The organism is Vibrio antiquarius (assembly GCF_000024825.1).
GTDB lineage: Bacteria > Pseudomonadota > Gammaproteobacteria > Enterobacterales > Vibrionaceae > Vibrio > Vibrio diabolicus.
Window position 1 is genome coordinate 2,713,505 of sequence record NC_013456.1, and the last position, 14,831, is coordinate 2,728,335.

A 14,831-nucleotide genomic window follows, 5' to 3' on the forward strand; every position below is an offset into this window, starting at 1 on the left:
TAGAAAAATCGCTTTAAAAATAATGAGAAACACATCTCATAAGATAATGAGAGATACTAGGAAGTAAAACAGGCACAAAAAATAAGCCACTCAATGTGAGTGGCTTATACCGTAATTCGATACCGTTTTAGACGCGGCGTCGCCAGCCCAATGCAACGAGTAACATCAGAGCCCAATAAGAAACACTGCCGCTACCTTCAGAGTTCTTGAATGTCGTTGTTTTCAAGGAAGCGACAACCGTAACGGTCACTTCACCTATTGCGGTAGCACCGTTGCCATCTGAAACCGTGTATTGCAGCTTGATGTTATCAACCGCACTATCCGGAGCTTGAAAACGAATTTTACCATTCTCTACACTCGCACTTCCCACGCCCGTTAGGTTCTGTACGCTTTCTACAACCAGTTTATCGCCATTCACATCCGAATCATTGCCAGCAGCATCAATCACAATGCTTTCACCAACGGCAACGGTCGCCGTATCTGCTAACGTGACTGGCGCTGCGTTTTGCATGGTTAAATTGACGGTAGCACTGGAGGTTTCATTACTTGGATCAGTAACAGTTAGACGGAATGTCAGAACCTCACCCGCTTTTATACCTTGAGGCACTGTAAAGCTTGCCGTAGCACTGGTCGAATTTCCGATAGAAACTGAAGTACCAGCCAATTGCTCCCATCGGTAGTTCAACACATCGCCATCCGCATCTGTGCTGTTTGCCGCCGACAATGTTACTTTCTGTCCAGCAGTAATCTTTTGGCTATCCACATCGATGAGCGCTTTTGGTGCTTCATTACTACCAAGTACTTCGACCTGCACGCTCACAACCGAAGACGAATACACGCCGTCCGTAGACAGCAAACGATATTGGAAGCTGTCCAAACCAACGAAGTTAGCTTCAGGTTGGTATTGGTTGCCAGAAATGGTGCCGTGCTCAGGCTTCTGCACAATGTCCACATTGAACTGATATCCTATGGCCATGAAATCATTGTCCATCAGGTTCAGATCGATTGGCGTATTCTTATCGGTTTGCAGTGAATCAGCTTTCGCTTCAACAATGTTGTTCGCCTCCACATTCAAGAGTGCTGCGAACGGAACATAAGAGAATCCGGCTTGCTCTAAACCAAACGTACCTATCTCGTTGTAATTACCAGTCCACATTACAGGCAGAGATGATTTTTCAGTTTTTAGTAAGCGGCCAAAGTCAAAGTTCGATTCAAATTCACCGCCTTCTAATTCCACTACTAACAGGTGCTGACCCGCACTTAATTGGCTTGGTTGAGGGAATAAAATTCGGGATGGCTTTTGGAAGCTACCTTGCTGTAAAAGTTCAGCATTGTTCTGATCCAATATTAATCGGTAGCCCACGTTACCTGAGAATGGGAATCGCCATACTCGATAAGTCATGTCACTTTGAGCGCTATTGCTTTGCGCGTAAAGTTGAAGACCATCAAGCTTTGTCTCAGCATTCAAATCCAATGATACCGCCAGAGTGTTACTGCCACTTGCGTACACATAACCTTGGTGAAGAGAGTTCAACCATGCCGATTTATTTGGCTCGTTTATATGCTCAAGAGAAAAACTGCCGCCGTTGGTATTGCTGGCAATGTTGGAAATACGAACCCCAGTATCAAACCCGGCGATCGCTCTCAGACTTGGGGTCGATGTATCTGAAATGACATTGCCACCATTAGGATACAAATCGCCGGCATCACTGCTTCCATCATGTTCTAACTCATTCAGACCATCGGACTGCATGATTTGAACCTGCATCGCGCCAACATCGTTAAAGCGATTCTGGACATTAACCGACGTCGCTAGTATGCCTTCTGCCGCCAATGCTCGGTCGTAACCGCTAAAGGTACGGTTTTCCAAATAAACGCGTGGGCCAAACTCTTTCAAGTACGGGTCGAGATACACCAGTTTGACATCGTCGTTGTTCACGGAAATAGGCATCGGGCTTTCATGAGTGATCGTTGGTACTACGAAACCAGCGGCGTGTTTGCTCCACGCACTCATGTTCACTGGCGTGTCTCCTGCGTATGAGTCTCCCGGTTTCTGTGCCCATGAACCACCGCCCATCACGCCCCAAGAACCGATCGAAGCATCACTGTTCCTTGCGTACAAATCCGGCAAGCCAAGCATTAAGTGGCCAAGCTCATGTACGATCACGCCTAACGTCGCTTGATGATCAACTTGGTAGTCAGCAAACACACAGTAATCAGCAATTTTTTTGCCATCTAGTGTCACATCGTCGTGAGAGAATTTATGAGGCCAAATAGAAGGACGATCAAGGAATCCGGTTGAACGGTCGCCACCCGCAAAAATAAACATAACTGAGAGTTCTGACGGTTCTACGGTACCATTTTGATTGCTGTCGTAAGCCGAAAGATTAAAGTACGGATCCAGTTTTTGATATGCTTCGGTGAAGACCGCATTCAACTTGGCAGTGCAAGTCTTGTCAGTTGAGCTAGAGTGGCAATTTGGGTGGCTTTGCGCCACGGTCACATTGATCACACCATCATTCGCGGTACCATAACTCTCAATCGCAGGGACAACTTTGAATTTCCCTTGAGAGTTTTTATCAAAATAATCGACAACGCTTTGGCCATCGGTATTAAACACACGTTGTTCGAAGTCATGCACCATTGCTTGGTCATCAAAGGAGACTTGCACAACCAACAGTGGTTGTTGCTTCATCGATGAGCTACTCATCGCCTGATAACCTTGCGCCGAACGCAATAGATTTTGGCGCGCCATCGGTTCAATGGTTTTTAGAGAAGATAACTGCGGCTTAACTTGTAGATCCGGGCGAAACTTCGCCAATTCAGGCGCATCACTCGATTGAGTTTTAGCAACACCCGTCGAGCGTAACGTTGGGATGTCTGACTCGCGCTGAATCTGTGCAAAAAACCAAATGCCATCTTCATGAACCAAGGCATTACCTTGTTTATCTTCAAACCAGTGGAAATCGGCAGTGCCGCGTAAAATTGCCTCACTAGAGGTACCATCGCTCAACGCAATAGTATGCCAAACTGGTGATGGCGGAGTAGTTGCCATGCTCTTACCTGCAAGAAGCGCAGTTAGCATAGTCAAGGCGAGTGTGTTGAACTTCAAAGTACGGCTCCATCTTTTCGATTCGTTTAATTCCAAGCACAGCCAGTACACAGTAACCCATAAACATAGAATGAGGTTAAGTGGCTAACGACTAAGGCTGGTATCAATTCGCTCAGATAACACAATATTATTTAGCATCACGTTACAAAAGCGTCGGATGCCCAAATACTTTTGTAAGTGTGGCTTCCGAGGGTATAAATTGAGTGAATGAATAGTATCGAAACAAAAGGAAGAAGAAATAAACTTCTGCGACTTTGTAGATAAAATTGGGCAACGTCCCACATATTTTATAAATGTACGAGCACTGCTATTAATCAGTGCTCGTTATGGTCGGTGGGGTGCAGATAAACACTACTTTACCCTGTAAGAACGGCGTCTTCTGGGTATTTGATTAAGGTAGGTTCAGGGCGGGCCAACATGTAGGCAAGCGTGAGTGGCCCGATACGACCAATGATCATTACCACGATCATAATGTACTTGCCAGGTTCAGAAAGCTCTGCCGTCAAACCAGCGGTAAGTCCTACCGTCGCAAATGCGGAAATGGTTTCAAACATGACCTTATCAAAGCTTGCCTTCTCTGTGAGCATCAATAAAAACATCGCGCTTGTCAGAATGGCGCCGCTCACAACGATAATGGCGAGTGACTTAGTCACGGTTTGCCAGTTTACGGTTCGTTTAAACATAACCACGTGTTTCTTTTGGCGCAAAAAGGTCCACGTAGCCATGAACGCAACGGCAAATGTGGAAACCTTAATACCGCCCCCCGTTGAGGTGGACCCAGCACCAATCAACATCAAAACAATCATGATCAATAAAGCTGGCTGGGTAAACTGCGCCAAGTCGACACTGTTGAATCCGGCCGTTCGAGCACTGGCGGATTGGAAGAATGCCGCCAACCATTGACCCGCCAAAGGTAACGATTCAATTGTATTTGGATTACTCCGCTCGAGTAACCAAAACATCACCGTCCCAACGAGGAGCAATATCGGTGTCGCGATAAGCATGATTTTGGTATGAAGATGCAAAAAGTGGAAACCTTTACGCCAGTTCAGCCAGATGTCTCCGACAACAGTAAAACCAAGCCCACCAAAAATGAATAACCCGGCCAGGGTAAAGATGACCAGCGGGTCATTCACAAAGCTCATCATACTGTCTGAAAACAGAGCAAACCCTGCGTTGTTAAACGCAGAAATCGCATGAAATAACGCGTAAAACATGCCAGTTTGCCAGCCCATTTCAGGAACCCAACGAAAGGAAAGGAAAATAAACCCAATAGATTCCGCGACAAGCGCAAAAATCACAATCCGCTTCACCAGTCGGTTTAAATTGACCTGTCGGTCTTGCCCTAGCGCTTCTTTCGCTAACGCCTGCTGGCGTAAGCTTAAACGCACACCAAACATATAGAGTAAAACCGCCGACAACGTCATCTGTCCCAACCCACCGATTTGCATTAAAAACATCAGCAAGATTTTTCCGGCTAACGTAAAGTGCTGCCCGGTATCGACAACACCAAGCCCTGTCACACTGATGGCGGATGTTGCGGTAAACAAAGCGTCCGTTATCGAAAGGCCTGTAACAGAAAAAACTGGCAAGGTTAACAGCACGGCAGAAGGCAGCAACAAACCGAGAAAACTCAGCAATATAATCCGCGGCTCGTTACCCTTACCTTTTTCTCGTTTACCATCTGGCGCGTAAAAAACGCCTTTTTGATGAAACTGCGTCATAGTGATTTTAATTTATTTGCCAGCGCATCTTGCGGGCCAACCACAATAATGAGATCGCCAATTTCCAGCTTGGTATTAAGGTCTGGCGCCTTGGTTATTTCTGGGCCCCGTTTAAACCCGAGTACTTGCACACCGTCGACTTTGCACAGTGCGAGGTCACTTAATGTCTTACCCATCCAACGAGATCCAATCACAAACTCCGTCATGGCTAAGCCACTACCTAAAGGGTGGAACTCAAGAACCCGTTTATCGAGCATTTTACGCGCGACACGTATCCCCATGTCACGTTCAGGCATGATAATGTGGTCCGCACCAATCTTTTGCAGGACACGCGCTTGAAATCGATCGTTGGCTTTAACCCATACTGACTTCACTCCCGCTTCTTTGGCGATCAGTGTGGCGAGAATACTGGCGTTAACGTCCGCTCCAATAGCAATCATCACCATGTCGTAATCATCAAGCTTAAGCTCAGCAACCGTCTCTTCGTGAGTGCAATTAGCCACAATTGCCTGACTAACAAAACTGGCAGCTTCTTTAACTCTGTCTTCGTTGATATCAACCGCTAAAACTTGAGCTCCTGAATCTTGTAGCTCTTTACACACTGCCAAACCAAATCGGCCAAGACCAATAACGGCGAATTGCTTATCACCTGTTTTCATTTATGCCTCATCTTATGCATTCACTAGCAAGCGAAAAAGTCTGCGCCCATTCCTAACCTTGTGCAAACCTGAGGACAGAGAATTGACAAAAGCTTTACGAAAGCTGACTCACTTTGAGTGTTAAGCGTATGACATAAATTAATTTTTTTCCTCATTACGGCATAAAAGCCAACACTGTCAACCCATGAGTGAGTCTCCCTAAAACGCAAAAAGCCGCAACAATGCGGCTTTTGGATCGTAGAGATAAAACAGGCTATTTTGATTCGCGCTTATCGTGCGGTTTACGCTTGTTCTTAGGTACGTAATTTAAAATAGAAATCGGCACTGGCTTTCTTGGTGCAAAGCCGTCAACTTCCACTCGCTCTAGCAAGTGCCCTAAACGGCTCTCGATCATACAAAGGTTTTTAAAGTCATCTTTTGAGACTAATGAGATCGCTTCACCTTGTGCGCCAGCACGACCGGTACGACCAATACGGTGTACATATTCATCTGCTGGATACGGCAAGTCATAGTTAATAACAACGGGCAAGTTATCGATATCAATACCGCGCGCTGCAACACCAGTTGCAACTAGGTACTGGATTTCACCGGCTTTGAACTTTTCTATTAATTCCTGGCGAACACGCTGATTACGGCCACTGTGAAACGCTTCAGCCACAATGCCACGCTTTTCAAGTTGGCTAACAAGCTTGGCAGCACCGTGTTTGGTTTCAATAAATACCAGTACTTGCGACCAGTCGTTTTCTTTGAGCATGTGACTTAACAGCGACGACTTCATGTCCTTATCGACGGTGGTGATCCACTGCTTGATGTTCGACTTAGATGCACTGTGTTTTGCAATCGTGATCTCTTCAGGATCAATAATCGCGTTTTTCGCCAAATCACGAACAGGGTTAGATAGCGTTGCCGAGAACAGCAGACTTTGAACATGTTCTGGCATGCAATCAACGATCTTATCGATCGCATCGATGAATCCCATGTCCAACATCTTGTCCGCTTCATCAAGCACTAGCATTTCCACTTCATCAAAGTGAATAGCGCGTTGACCGTACAGGTCAATCAAACGTCCCGGCGTACTTACCACAATATCGACACCCTCGATCAAGGCTTGTTTTTGTGGCGCATAATCCACACCACCAAACATCGCCATTGAGCGCAGCGGTAAGTTTTTACCATAAGCTTCAATGCTTTGATGAACCTGAAGCGCAAGTTCGCGTGTGGGCGTAAGAATAATAGCGCGAGCACGTTTTTTACGTTGAGTTTCGCCTTGACTAAGCTTTTCTAAGATTGGTAGAACAAAACTGGCCGTTTTACCTGTCCCCGTTTGTGCTGCAGCAATTAAGTTGCTACCACGCAGTACGATTGGAATGGCTTTTTGTTGGATAGAGGTCGGTTTTTCATAACCTAGCGCTTTTACTGCATCAGTAATCGATGCGCTTAAACCAAGCTTAGAAATTGGCATAGAAACGTCTCAACAGAGGAAATGGGCGCGTAGTGTATCAGAATCCCAGTGAAGTAACAGAAGGATTCATGCACGTAGAGCCCGATAATAGAGCACTGCATGATTTACTCGCAACATCACATTTCTTGCGCGTGAATCTAGTTATGCTGCTAACGTGTACATTACTGGGAAACGTTATGGACGTATTACTGCTGGTTGGATTAATCGCACTCAATGGCGCGTTTGCAATGTCAGAGATCGCTCTAGTCGCAGCCAAAAGCGGAAGGCTAAAATTAATTGCAGAACACAACGCCTCTGCCGCTTTAGCGCTCGAACTTAAAAACAATCCGACTCAGTTTCTTTCCACGATCCAAATAGGCATTACCGTCATCGGGCTATTAAGTGGTATTTTTGGTGAAGCAACGCTTTCAGTACCATTCGAAAATTGGTTAGTAACCCAAGGGCTAGAAAGAGAGATAGCCACGGTACTTTCAACGATGAGCGTCGTGCTCATGATCACCTACTTCGCGATTGTGGTGGGAGAACTCGTTCCCAAGCGCTTTGCACAAAACAACGCAGAAACCATCGCTATTATCGTAGCTTATCCGATCCACTGGCTCGCCAAGCTCACCACTCCTTTTGTCTTCTTATTGACGTTTTCAACCGATACTTTTCTCCGATTATTGCGCCAAAACGACAGCAACGGTGAGATTGTTACCGAGGAGGATATTTTTGCTATTGTTAGCGAAGGCTCTGAGTCCGGTGCGATTGAGCCACAAGAGCAATTGATGATTCGCAACTTACTCCACCTTAACGATCGTTTAGCATTATCGTTAATGACACCACGGTGCGATATCCATTACCTGGATGCCAACCAACCTATTGATGTCATCCTTACTGACCTTCGCCAAACCCAACACTCCGTATGGCCAGTCTGTAAAGGTAGCTTGGACAATATTATTGGCACCATTTCATCCAAAGTCCTGCTCGATGAATATGACGAATTATCTATAAGTAAACTGGCTAAACAGCTCAAGCGTCCGCGTTTTGTACCCGAGTCCATGAAAGGGTTACCTCTCCTTAACTACATGCAACAAACCAGTGCGGAAATGGTCTTTATTGTCGATGAGTATGGTGATGTACAAGGCCTAGTAACCCTTTACGACTTGTTAAAGTCAATTGCTGGAGAACTGGGCATGGCTCCACAGCAAGTGTGGGCCAAGCAACAAAAAGATGGCAGTTGGTTGATGGACGCGTTGATCCCGCTCAATGAGCTCAAGAATAAACTCGAACTGAGCAGCATAGAAGGCGAAGAGCGAGAAGGCTTTCAAACATTAAATGGGCTTTTGACATGGCTTTATGGTCGAGTCCCAAATGTTGGGGAGCACATTCACTACCAAGGTTGGCGATTTGACATACTCCTCGTTAAAAAACATCGCATTATGCAAGTCAGAGTCACCAAAGACACCGATACACCAACCAACAATAGCGAAGTGGAATAAAGCACAGCCCTATCCCATCAAATTGGGCTGTAAACCTTTCTCTAGTTTTTTCCGTACTTTATAGGAAACATCATTAAGCGTGATTTTTCCTGTATTGTGACGATCGATACCCGCATTTTGTCGGTATGCAATCGAGCCTTGCTTGAACAAAACGAAAGAAGACGGTTTGCCAATCGCAGCAGGATAGAGAATTGCCATATACGCATCTTCCAGACTATTGATTTTATGGCGATATGGCCAGTAATAGGCTTTTACATAGTCAAGTTGCTCGACCGCGCTCATCCTCGCAAGAGTTTTCGTACTCACTCCTAATGACTCAGCTGTAGAGGGCATAAATTGAATTAACCCTGTCGCCCCACTTCCTGAACCATTTTTGATGCTTGGACTGAAGGTTTCAGCGGTTTCAAATGCCATGCAGGCCATCAGATGATTAGGGTTGATCTCCAGCTCTTCACTAATACGAATGACTTTGCATTTGAACTCTGGAGAAACTTTGCCTCCCCACGCCACCGCGTTCTCGGGATCAACAACCGAAGAGACAGTTGGCGCGTCGTGTTCTTTGACAATTCGAGAAAGTAAAGGAAGTGTTTGGCGCAGTCGATGGTTCGAACTCACCAAGCGAATTGATTTGGCAAGAAACTTATCTTTTTTTTGGTGCAGTTTTTGGAACTTTACTAATTTATACAGTTGCTTATAAACCGTTTTCACAACGAAGCCGGATTTAGGGAACACTCCCAAAATGTAATCCATTTCCTACACGTTTAATATAAATATCAGCAACAATGAGTATGTATGTGATCATAATCACTATAAATTTTCTCAAATTCGATACACCTCGAAACAAGTGGTCAAGATGTCTCCAGTAAGCTCGAAGTACAAATAAAAAGGTATTGTCGAGAATAAAAAAGGTCTTACCAATTTCTCGGTAAGACCTAGGTTTACGCATCCTCAGCTAAGAGAATTTATACTCTTACAGTTCCGCTTCTCGAACCAGCTCAGCGAGCGTCGACAAACGTTGTTCGCTTTGTTTTACGTAAGGGTTGTTTGTATCCCAAGCGTACCCAGCCAAAATCGCGCTAATCATCTGCTTAATACGTGGATTCGGGGTTTGGTAGAAAATCACATCTTGCAATGTTCCGTTGTACCACCCCTCCACATAAGTACGGAATGTGTTCACCCCCACCATCAAGCGTTCCGAATACTCTTCTTGCCAGTCAACCACTTCACCATTTAATTGACGAGCTACACAATCGGCCGCAAATTCCGCTGACTTCATGGCAATAGTAACGCCAGATGAAAACACAGGATCAAGAAACTCGCCGGCATTACCAAGCAGTGCGTAGTTTTCTGTCGCTAAGCGTTTGACGTTCGCTGAATAGCCACCCAACTCTCCTGTTGGATTTGGGTAATTCGCATTTCGCAACAAAGAAGCCAACCCCGGCTCTTCATTCGCCAACTGCTGCAAAGCTGCAAGCTTATCTTCTGGATATTGCTCGAAAAACTCAGGCTCACCCACCACACCAAACGAACACGTACCATTCGAGAATGGAATTAGCCAGTACCACACATCGTGATTTTCAGGATGCACGGAAATCAGAATTTTATTACGATCGTACTCTGGCTCTTGTGGAGAGATACGATCTTCAATGTGAGTAAATATCGCTTTTCTTGGAGGAAGACAAGAAGGCTCTTCAAGATCCAACAAGCGTGGCAAAACACGGCCAAAACCACTCGCATCCAAAACAAAATCAGCTTCGATTTGATAGGTCTGTTTATCCGGCCCAACAACTTCTAAGCGCGATTTTTTGCCTTCAAACGCCAAGCTAACTAGCTCATGTTGATAACGAATATCGACGCCCTGCTCTGCGGCACTGTCGGCGAGCACTTTATCAAAACTGGCACGTTGCACCTGAAACGTCGTACCCGGCCCTGGGGTATATTTGTCCGTAAAATCGAACTGGGTGTAAACACCATTGCGACGAAATGCAGCGCCATCTTTATATTGGAAGCCAAACTGCTTTACCGCATTGGTCATTCCTGCTTGCTCGACAACTTCCATACATGCAGGAAGCAGGCTTTCTCCGATAGAGAAACGTGGAAAGGTGGCTTTTTCTATGACAACGACATCTATGCCACGCGATTTTAATAATGCAGAAACGGTGGAGCCAGATGGGCCCGCTCCTACGACGACAACTTGCTTGAGCTCTGTTTTCATTCTGAATTTAGTTTGCTTGTAGTTTTAATAAGGTGTGACCAAGGCCAATGTTGTCGGTTCTTTCGACGACAGATAAACCTGCCGCTTCAACAATTTCTAAGAAATCATCACTGCGATAAAAACGACTATTGCCGTTGGCTAAACAGGTAAAGTAGAGAGAGGTTGCATTAAGGCTATAAGAAGCACCCGCGTATTTTTGGGCATCCCAAAATAGCTCCAATACGTAAATAGTATCTCCCTTCATTAACTGGGCTTTGACTTTTTTAAGGATATTTAGGATCTCAATTGGGGAAAAGCAATCCAAGAACTGGCTCATCCACCATACGTCAGCATGCTCAGGCAATGTTTGTGCTTTATCAAGCATGTTGGCAGGGTATGGACGTACACGCTCGGCGAACTGGTTTTCTGAGACATTTGACATCGCCACTTCTAATTGCTGCGGCAAATCGACAATGGTAACTTCAACATCAGGATCATGCTTACAACACTGAATAGCCCATTTCCCGGTATTTCCGCCAATATCCACGAGGTGCTTTGGCTTGCTTGCAAACACTTCTTTCAGCAGTAATGGAAACGAGCGATCCGAATAGAAGTGATCGAACTTAAACCAACTCTGTTTGGCTTGGTCTGGCAGCGTCGACAGACCTTGATAAATCGTCTCCCAATTGCCCAACTCTTTCAAACCAGAAGGCTTACCTTCTTGAATCGCTTCCGTCAGATGCATCATCGCGGCGTAACAGACATCAGCCGTAAAGTCCATGTTTGCGTTCGTCATACCATCGTGAAGAAGGTAAAAACCAAGGTTCGCAAGCGAATAGTTAGGTCTTTCCCATAAAACAATATGTGCGCTAATCGCCATATCCAACAATACTTTGACACCATATTCTGACACGCCCGTTTTCTCGGCAATGTCCGTGGCACTCATGCCTTGTGAACCGACGCTGTCTAGCGCGGCTAAAATACCTAAATCTCGGAGCGTTCTGGCGGTCTGGAACACGATTGGTGCAAAAGATAACTTCTGAGCTTCTGTTTTTGCTTCAAAAGCATTAAAAGGGTCATTATTTTGATTTAACACGGAAAAACCTAACTGCAATTAATATTTTTATTGTTTAGACTGAGAGCCTAACAATGCAATAGCTCGTTGAATATCAACATTCAAGTTGTTTATCCAACGATTGTAATTGCGATGGATTTTGCCATTACTGGCTTTTAGATTTACTGAGTTGAGATAAATAATTGAGTAATATTTGTTGTTATATGGAATTTTTACTTCTGCAAAGTGTTTACGAACGTGAATTTTTGCAATAAGAACGCCTGGGCTTACTTCTTCAATCGTCCAGCCTCGGTTGGTTGCCGATTGCACAATGGCCATTTTTACTTGTTTATTTTGAAGATCATAAGCAACTGGAGTATCCTCCACATTCATTACAGGTTGTACTCGTCCACAACCGACAAGAAGCAAAGTTAATAATAACGAGACATACAGCTTAAAACGCGACATGATAATTTCCTTTTTTATTATGACTTTGGGCAAAACCCAATTTGTATCGAGCTGTAAAATAAACAATTTAACCCAATATGCCAAACTCGAAGATCAACATTTCGTTCAATATTGATGCGTGGACAGCGAATTCATTCGGTTTATCCGAATCCAATGAATGGAAACAATGGGCAACAGAGATAAAATGGCCAGAAAATGGCAAAATCAATGTTGCAGATATTCCTGCGATGATGCGCAGAAGAATGAGTCCACTTAGCAAACTGGCAGTGCAAACGGCAATCGAATTGCTTAATCAACATCAGGTTGATTACCTCGTATTTTCGAGTCGTCATGGCGAATTGCATCGCAGTGTTGCGTTAGTTAAAGATATTATTAACGGTGAAGAAGCGTCTCCGATGGCTTTTTCTCAGTCAGTGCATAATACCGCCGCAGGGCTTGCCACTATTGCAACCAAACAGCCCATCCCCCTAACTTCGATCGCTGCGGCAGAAAACACATTCCAAAGTGCAATATTAGAAGCATGGCTGTTTTTGTCCGACAATCCTGATAAAAAAGTGCTGCTTGTTGACTTTGATGAGCCTATGCCTGACTCTTATTTAGAATATGAAAACCAACAATACCAAGGGTTTGGACTCGGCTTGATACTTTCTCATGGAGATAGCTTCACGGTGCAAAGCGGCATCAGTGCAAAATGCTCAAACCATCCGTTGCCACAAGGCTTAGCGTTTTTGCAACACTACTTGTCAGATGAAAATCAGTGGACTATTCACGCTCCGCAACAAATTTGGGAATGGCAAAAGCAATGAGTCGCTTAAATCAGTATTGGCGTGTGCTAGCAACCGGCTTTTGTTTTTCAGTATTTGGGTTAGGTGGTTTAGCACTAAGCTTCATTGTTATTCCGACCATTCGTATTTTCGTTTCGGATCAAACCGAACGTGAATATAAAGTTCAAGGTGCCATTCGATATTCATTCAACACCTTTTGTAAATTGATGAAGTTAAGTGGAGCAATCGATTACGAAATTATTGGTGCCGATATTCTTCAACAAGATCGTAATTGTTTAATTGTTGCCAACCATCCTAGTTTAATCGATTACGTTCTCATTGCTTCACAATTAAATCGCTGCGACTGTTTAGTAAAATCGGCAATATGGTCGAATCCTTTTATGAAGCACATCGTAAAAGCAGCCGGATATATTCCCAATGAAGCGCCGGATGATTTATTAGCACTTTGTGATGAACGATTTAACAAAGGCAACGTGTTGCTTATATTTCCTGAAGGGACAAGAACAACACCTGGTGTAGAACCAAAATTACAACGCGGCGCAGCACAAATTGCGGTAAGAACAGAGCGAGATTTAAGGGTTGTCCATATTACAGTAACGCCAAGTTTCCTCACAAAAGAGAAAAAATGGTATCAAGTACCGGCAACAAAGCCTTTTTTCAGGGTTGAAGTTAAGGATAAAGTTGAGATTGACCCTTTTATAAAGCAAACTACGTCGCCGACAATAGCGGCGCGACGCTTACAACAGCACCTAGCTGAAAACATTTTTCCAGAAAACTTTTATTAATAAGCAGGTCCCAGTGGAACAGTTACACAACGACATTAAGCAACTTATTATTGATGCTTTAAACCTTGAAGATTTAACCGTAGATGATATTGAAACGGATGCACCACTTTTTGGTGATGGACTTGGCTTAGATTCTATCGATGCACTTGAGCTTGGACTCGCAATTAAAAAACAATACAACATCGTTATTGATGCCGACGACTCAAACACGCGCGAACACTTTGCTTCTGTAGCAAACCTAGCGAAATACGTTTCTTCTCAAACTAATGAATAAGTTGTAGGTATATTCATGACTGATGTAAATAAAGATCAAGTATTTGAACAAGTTAAAGATGCGCTTGTTGAGCTGTTCGAAATTGACGCAGCCGACATTCAGTCAGATGCGCACTTATACCAAGATCTCGACCTTGATAGCATTGACGCCGTTGATTTGGTCGTACACCTACAGAATGTCACTGGCAAAAAAATCAAGCCAGCAGAGTTTAGTGCTGTAAGAACCGTTGACGATGTGGTTAACGCCGTCACCGAGTTATTGAAGGAAAGTTAATGCGCCAATTGCTGACTGGTCTGTCTGCAATTGTACTGTTTGCCTACCCCTTCGCTGTCTATTTCGGTATAGATAAATTTGGCTTGAACTTAGTCGGGGGCTTGTTAATTGCTGCGTTACTTTTGCGTGTTTTCGTCGCAAATAAGACCCCACTAAAAGAGTTTAAATTCTTGGCGCTCGCTACGGGCGCTGTTGGCATTGTTCTAATTACACTTGGCATGGTGTTTAAACAACACGGGTGGCTTCACTTTTACCCTGTGGTTGTCAATGTATGTATGCTGTGTGTCTTTGGACTGAGCTTAAAACAGCCGCAATCAATCATTGAAAGGCTTGCTCGCTTGCAAGAGCCTGACCTTCCGGCTAGTGGCGTGGCTTACACACGCAAAGTGACGATGGTTTGGTGCGTTTTTTTTACGCTCAATGCTGCCGTTGCGCTCTATACCTGTTTCCTACCAGTAAAAATATGGACGCTTTATAACGGCCTCATCAGCTACTTACTTGCTGGTGGCTTGTTCGCTGGAGAATGGATCGTGCGTCAATTTGTTCGAAAGGAACACTAA

General features: G+C 44.5%; 14 protein-coding genes. 6 read left to right on the top strand and 8 right to left on the bottom strand.

The window, feature by feature from the left end:
* Nucleotides 1-127: 127 nt before the first annotated feature.
* The 4 genes from VEA_RS12525 to VEA_RS12540 form a co-directional block, all read right to left on the bottom strand.
* Nucleotides 128-3,112, bottom strand: a complete 2,985-nt coding sequence (locus VEA_RS12525) for a M6 family metalloprotease domain-containing protein (RefSeq protein WP_012842025.1) — start codon at nucleotides 3,110-3,112, stop codon at nucleotides 128-130.
* Nucleotides 3,113-3,468: 356 nt separating this feature from the next.
* Nucleotides 3,469-4,836: a TrkH family potassium uptake protein gene (locus VEA_RS12530; protein ID WP_006742863.1), complete on the bottom strand. Its 1,368-nt coding sequence runs from the start codon at nucleotides 4,834-4,836 to the stop codon at nucleotides 3,469-3,471.
* Nucleotides 4,833-5,495, bottom strand: coding sequence for a potassium channel family protein (locus VEA_RS12535; RefSeq protein WP_006742864.1), 663 nt, complete (start codon nucleotides 5,493-5,495; stop codon nucleotides 4,833-4,835). Before VEA_RS12535 ends, VEA_RS12530 begins: the two co-directional genes overlap by 4 nt.
* 253 nt (nucleotides 5,496-5,748) lie before the next feature.
* Nucleotides 5,749-6,957, bottom strand: a complete 1,209-nt coding sequence (locus tag VEA_RS12540) for a DEAD/DEAH box helicase (protein ID WP_006742865.1) — start codon at nucleotides 6,955-6,957, stop codon at nucleotides 5,749-5,751.
* A 176-nt stretch (nucleotides 6,958-7,133) separates the two neighbouring features.
* Between VEA_RS12540 and VEA_RS12545 the strand changes: the two genes are divergently transcribed.
* Entirely contained in the window at nucleotides 7,134-8,438 is a 1,305-nt protein-coding gene (locus VEA_RS12545; RefSeq protein WP_012842026.1) for a hemolysin family protein, read from the top strand.
* A 9-nt stretch (nucleotides 8,439-8,447) separates the two neighbouring features.
* Here VEA_RS12545 and VEA_RS12550 read toward each other — a convergent pair whose 3' ends face one another.
* The 4 genes from VEA_RS12550 to VEA_RS12565 form a co-directional block, all read right to left on the bottom strand.
* Nucleotides 8,448-9,188: a transglycosylase SLT domain-containing protein gene (locus tag VEA_RS12550; RefSeq protein ID WP_006742867.1), complete on the bottom strand. Its 741-nt coding sequence runs from the start codon at nucleotides 9,186-9,188 to the stop codon at nucleotides 8,448-8,450.
* 220 nt (nucleotides 9,189-9,408) lie between these two features.
* The gene (locus VEA_RS12555) at nucleotides 9,409-10,653 is read right to left on the bottom strand and encodes an NAD(P)/FAD-dependent oxidoreductase (RefSeq protein ID WP_006742868.1); all 1,245 of its coding nucleotides are present in this window, start codon (nucleotides 10,651-10,653) and stop codon (nucleotides 9,409-9,411) included.
* A 7-nt stretch (nucleotides 10,654-10,660) separates the two neighbouring features.
* The gene (locus VEA_RS12560; protein ID WP_006742869.1) at nucleotides 10,661-11,728 is read right to left on the bottom strand and encodes a methyltransferase; all 1,068 of its coding nucleotides are present in this window, start codon (nucleotides 11,726-11,728) and stop codon (nucleotides 10,661-10,663) included.
* Nucleotides 11,729-11,755: 27 nt separating this feature from the next.
* Nucleotides 11,756-12,154: a hypothetical protein gene (locus VEA_RS12565; RefSeq protein ID WP_012842027.1), complete on the bottom strand. Its 399-nt coding sequence runs from the start codon at nucleotides 12,152-12,154 to the stop codon at nucleotides 11,756-11,758.
* Between the two features lie 77 nt (nucleotides 12,155-12,231).
* Here VEA_RS12565 and VEA_RS12570 point away from each other — a divergent pair, with 77 nt between their 5' ends.
* Genes VEA_RS12570 through VEA_RS12590 form a run of 5 tightly spaced genes read left to right on the top strand, consistent with a single transcriptional unit; the run spans nucleotide 12,232 to nucleotide 14,831 of the window.
* Nucleotides 12,232-12,960 carry a beta-ketoacyl synthase chain length factor gene (locus tag VEA_RS12570; protein WP_006742870.1) on the top strand — a complete coding sequence of 243 codons (729 nt, stop codon included), beginning with the start codon at nucleotides 12,232-12,234 and terminating at the stop codon, nucleotides 12,958-12,960.
* The gene (locus VEA_RS12575; RefSeq protein ID WP_006742871.1) at nucleotides 12,957-13,724 is read left to right on the top strand and encodes a lysophospholipid acyltransferase family protein; all 768 of its coding nucleotides are present in this window, start codon (nucleotides 12,957-12,959) and stop codon (nucleotides 13,722-13,724) included. Before VEA_RS12570 ends, VEA_RS12575 begins: the two co-directional genes overlap by 4 nt.
* Before the next feature lie 13 nt (nucleotides 13,725-13,737).
* Nucleotides 13,738-13,998, top strand: a complete 261-nt coding sequence (locus VEA_RS12580) for a phosphopantetheine-binding protein (protein ID WP_005382278.1) — start codon at nucleotides 13,738-13,740, stop codon at nucleotides 13,996-13,998.
* Nucleotides 13,999-14,013: 15 nt separating this feature from the next.
* Entirely contained in the window at nucleotides 14,014-14,271 is a 258-nt protein-coding gene (locus tag VEA_RS12585) for an acyl carrier protein (protein WP_005382279.1), read from the top strand.
* Nucleotides 14,271-14,831 (top strand): COG4648 family protein, encoded by a 561-nt coding sequence (locus VEA_RS12590; protein ID WP_012842028.1) that lies wholly within the window; start codon nucleotides 14,271-14,273, stop codon nucleotides 14,829-14,831. Before VEA_RS12585 ends, VEA_RS12590 begins: the two co-directional genes overlap by 1 nt.

Excerpts from the sequence above, each read along its gene's own strand:
- VEA_RS12540 (WP_006742865.1), bottom strand. The coding sequence starts at position 6,957 with ATGCCAATTTCTAAGCTTGGTTTAAGCGCATCGATTACTGATGCAGTA.
- VEA_RS12530 (WP_006742863.1), bottom strand. The coding sequence starts at position 4,836 with ATGACGCAGTTTCATCAAAAAGGCGTTTTTTACGCGCCAGATGGTAAA.
- VEA_RS12570 (WP_006742870.1), top strand. The coding sequence starts at position 12,232 with ATGCCAAACTCGAAGATCAACATTTCGTTCAATATTGATGCGTGGACA.
- VEA_RS12575 (WP_006742871.1), top strand. The coding sequence starts at position 12,957 with ATGAGTCGCTTAAATCAGTATTGGCGTGTGCTAGCAACCGGCTTTTGT.
- VEA_RS12555 (WP_006742868.1), bottom strand. The coding sequence starts at position 10,653 with ATGAAAACAGAGCTCAAGCAAGTTGTCGTCGTAGGAGCGGGCCCATCT.
- VEA_RS12535 (WP_006742864.1), bottom strand. The coding sequence starts at position 5,495 with ATGAAAACAGGTGATAAGCAATTCGCCGTTATTGGTCTTGGCCGATTT.
- VEA_RS12550 (WP_006742867.1), bottom strand. The coding sequence starts at position 9,188 with ATGGATTACATTTTGGGAGTGTTCCCTAAATCCGGCTTCGTTGTGAAA.
- VEA_RS12565 (WP_012842027.1), bottom strand. The coding sequence starts at position 12,154 with ATGTCGCGTTTTAAGCTGTATGTCTCGTTATTATTAACTTTGCTTCTT.
- VEA_RS12585 (WP_005382279.1), top strand. The coding sequence starts at position 14,014 with ATGACTGATGTAAATAAAGATCAAGTATTTGAACAAGTTAAAGATGCG.
- VEA_RS12545 (WP_012842026.1), top strand. The coding sequence starts at position 7,134 with ATGGACGTATTACTGCTGGTTGGATTAATCGCACTCAATGGCGCGTTT.
- VEA_RS12590 (WP_012842028.1), top strand. The coding sequence starts at position 14,271 with ATGCGCCAATTGCTGACTGGTCTGTCTGCAATTGTACTGTTTGCCTAC.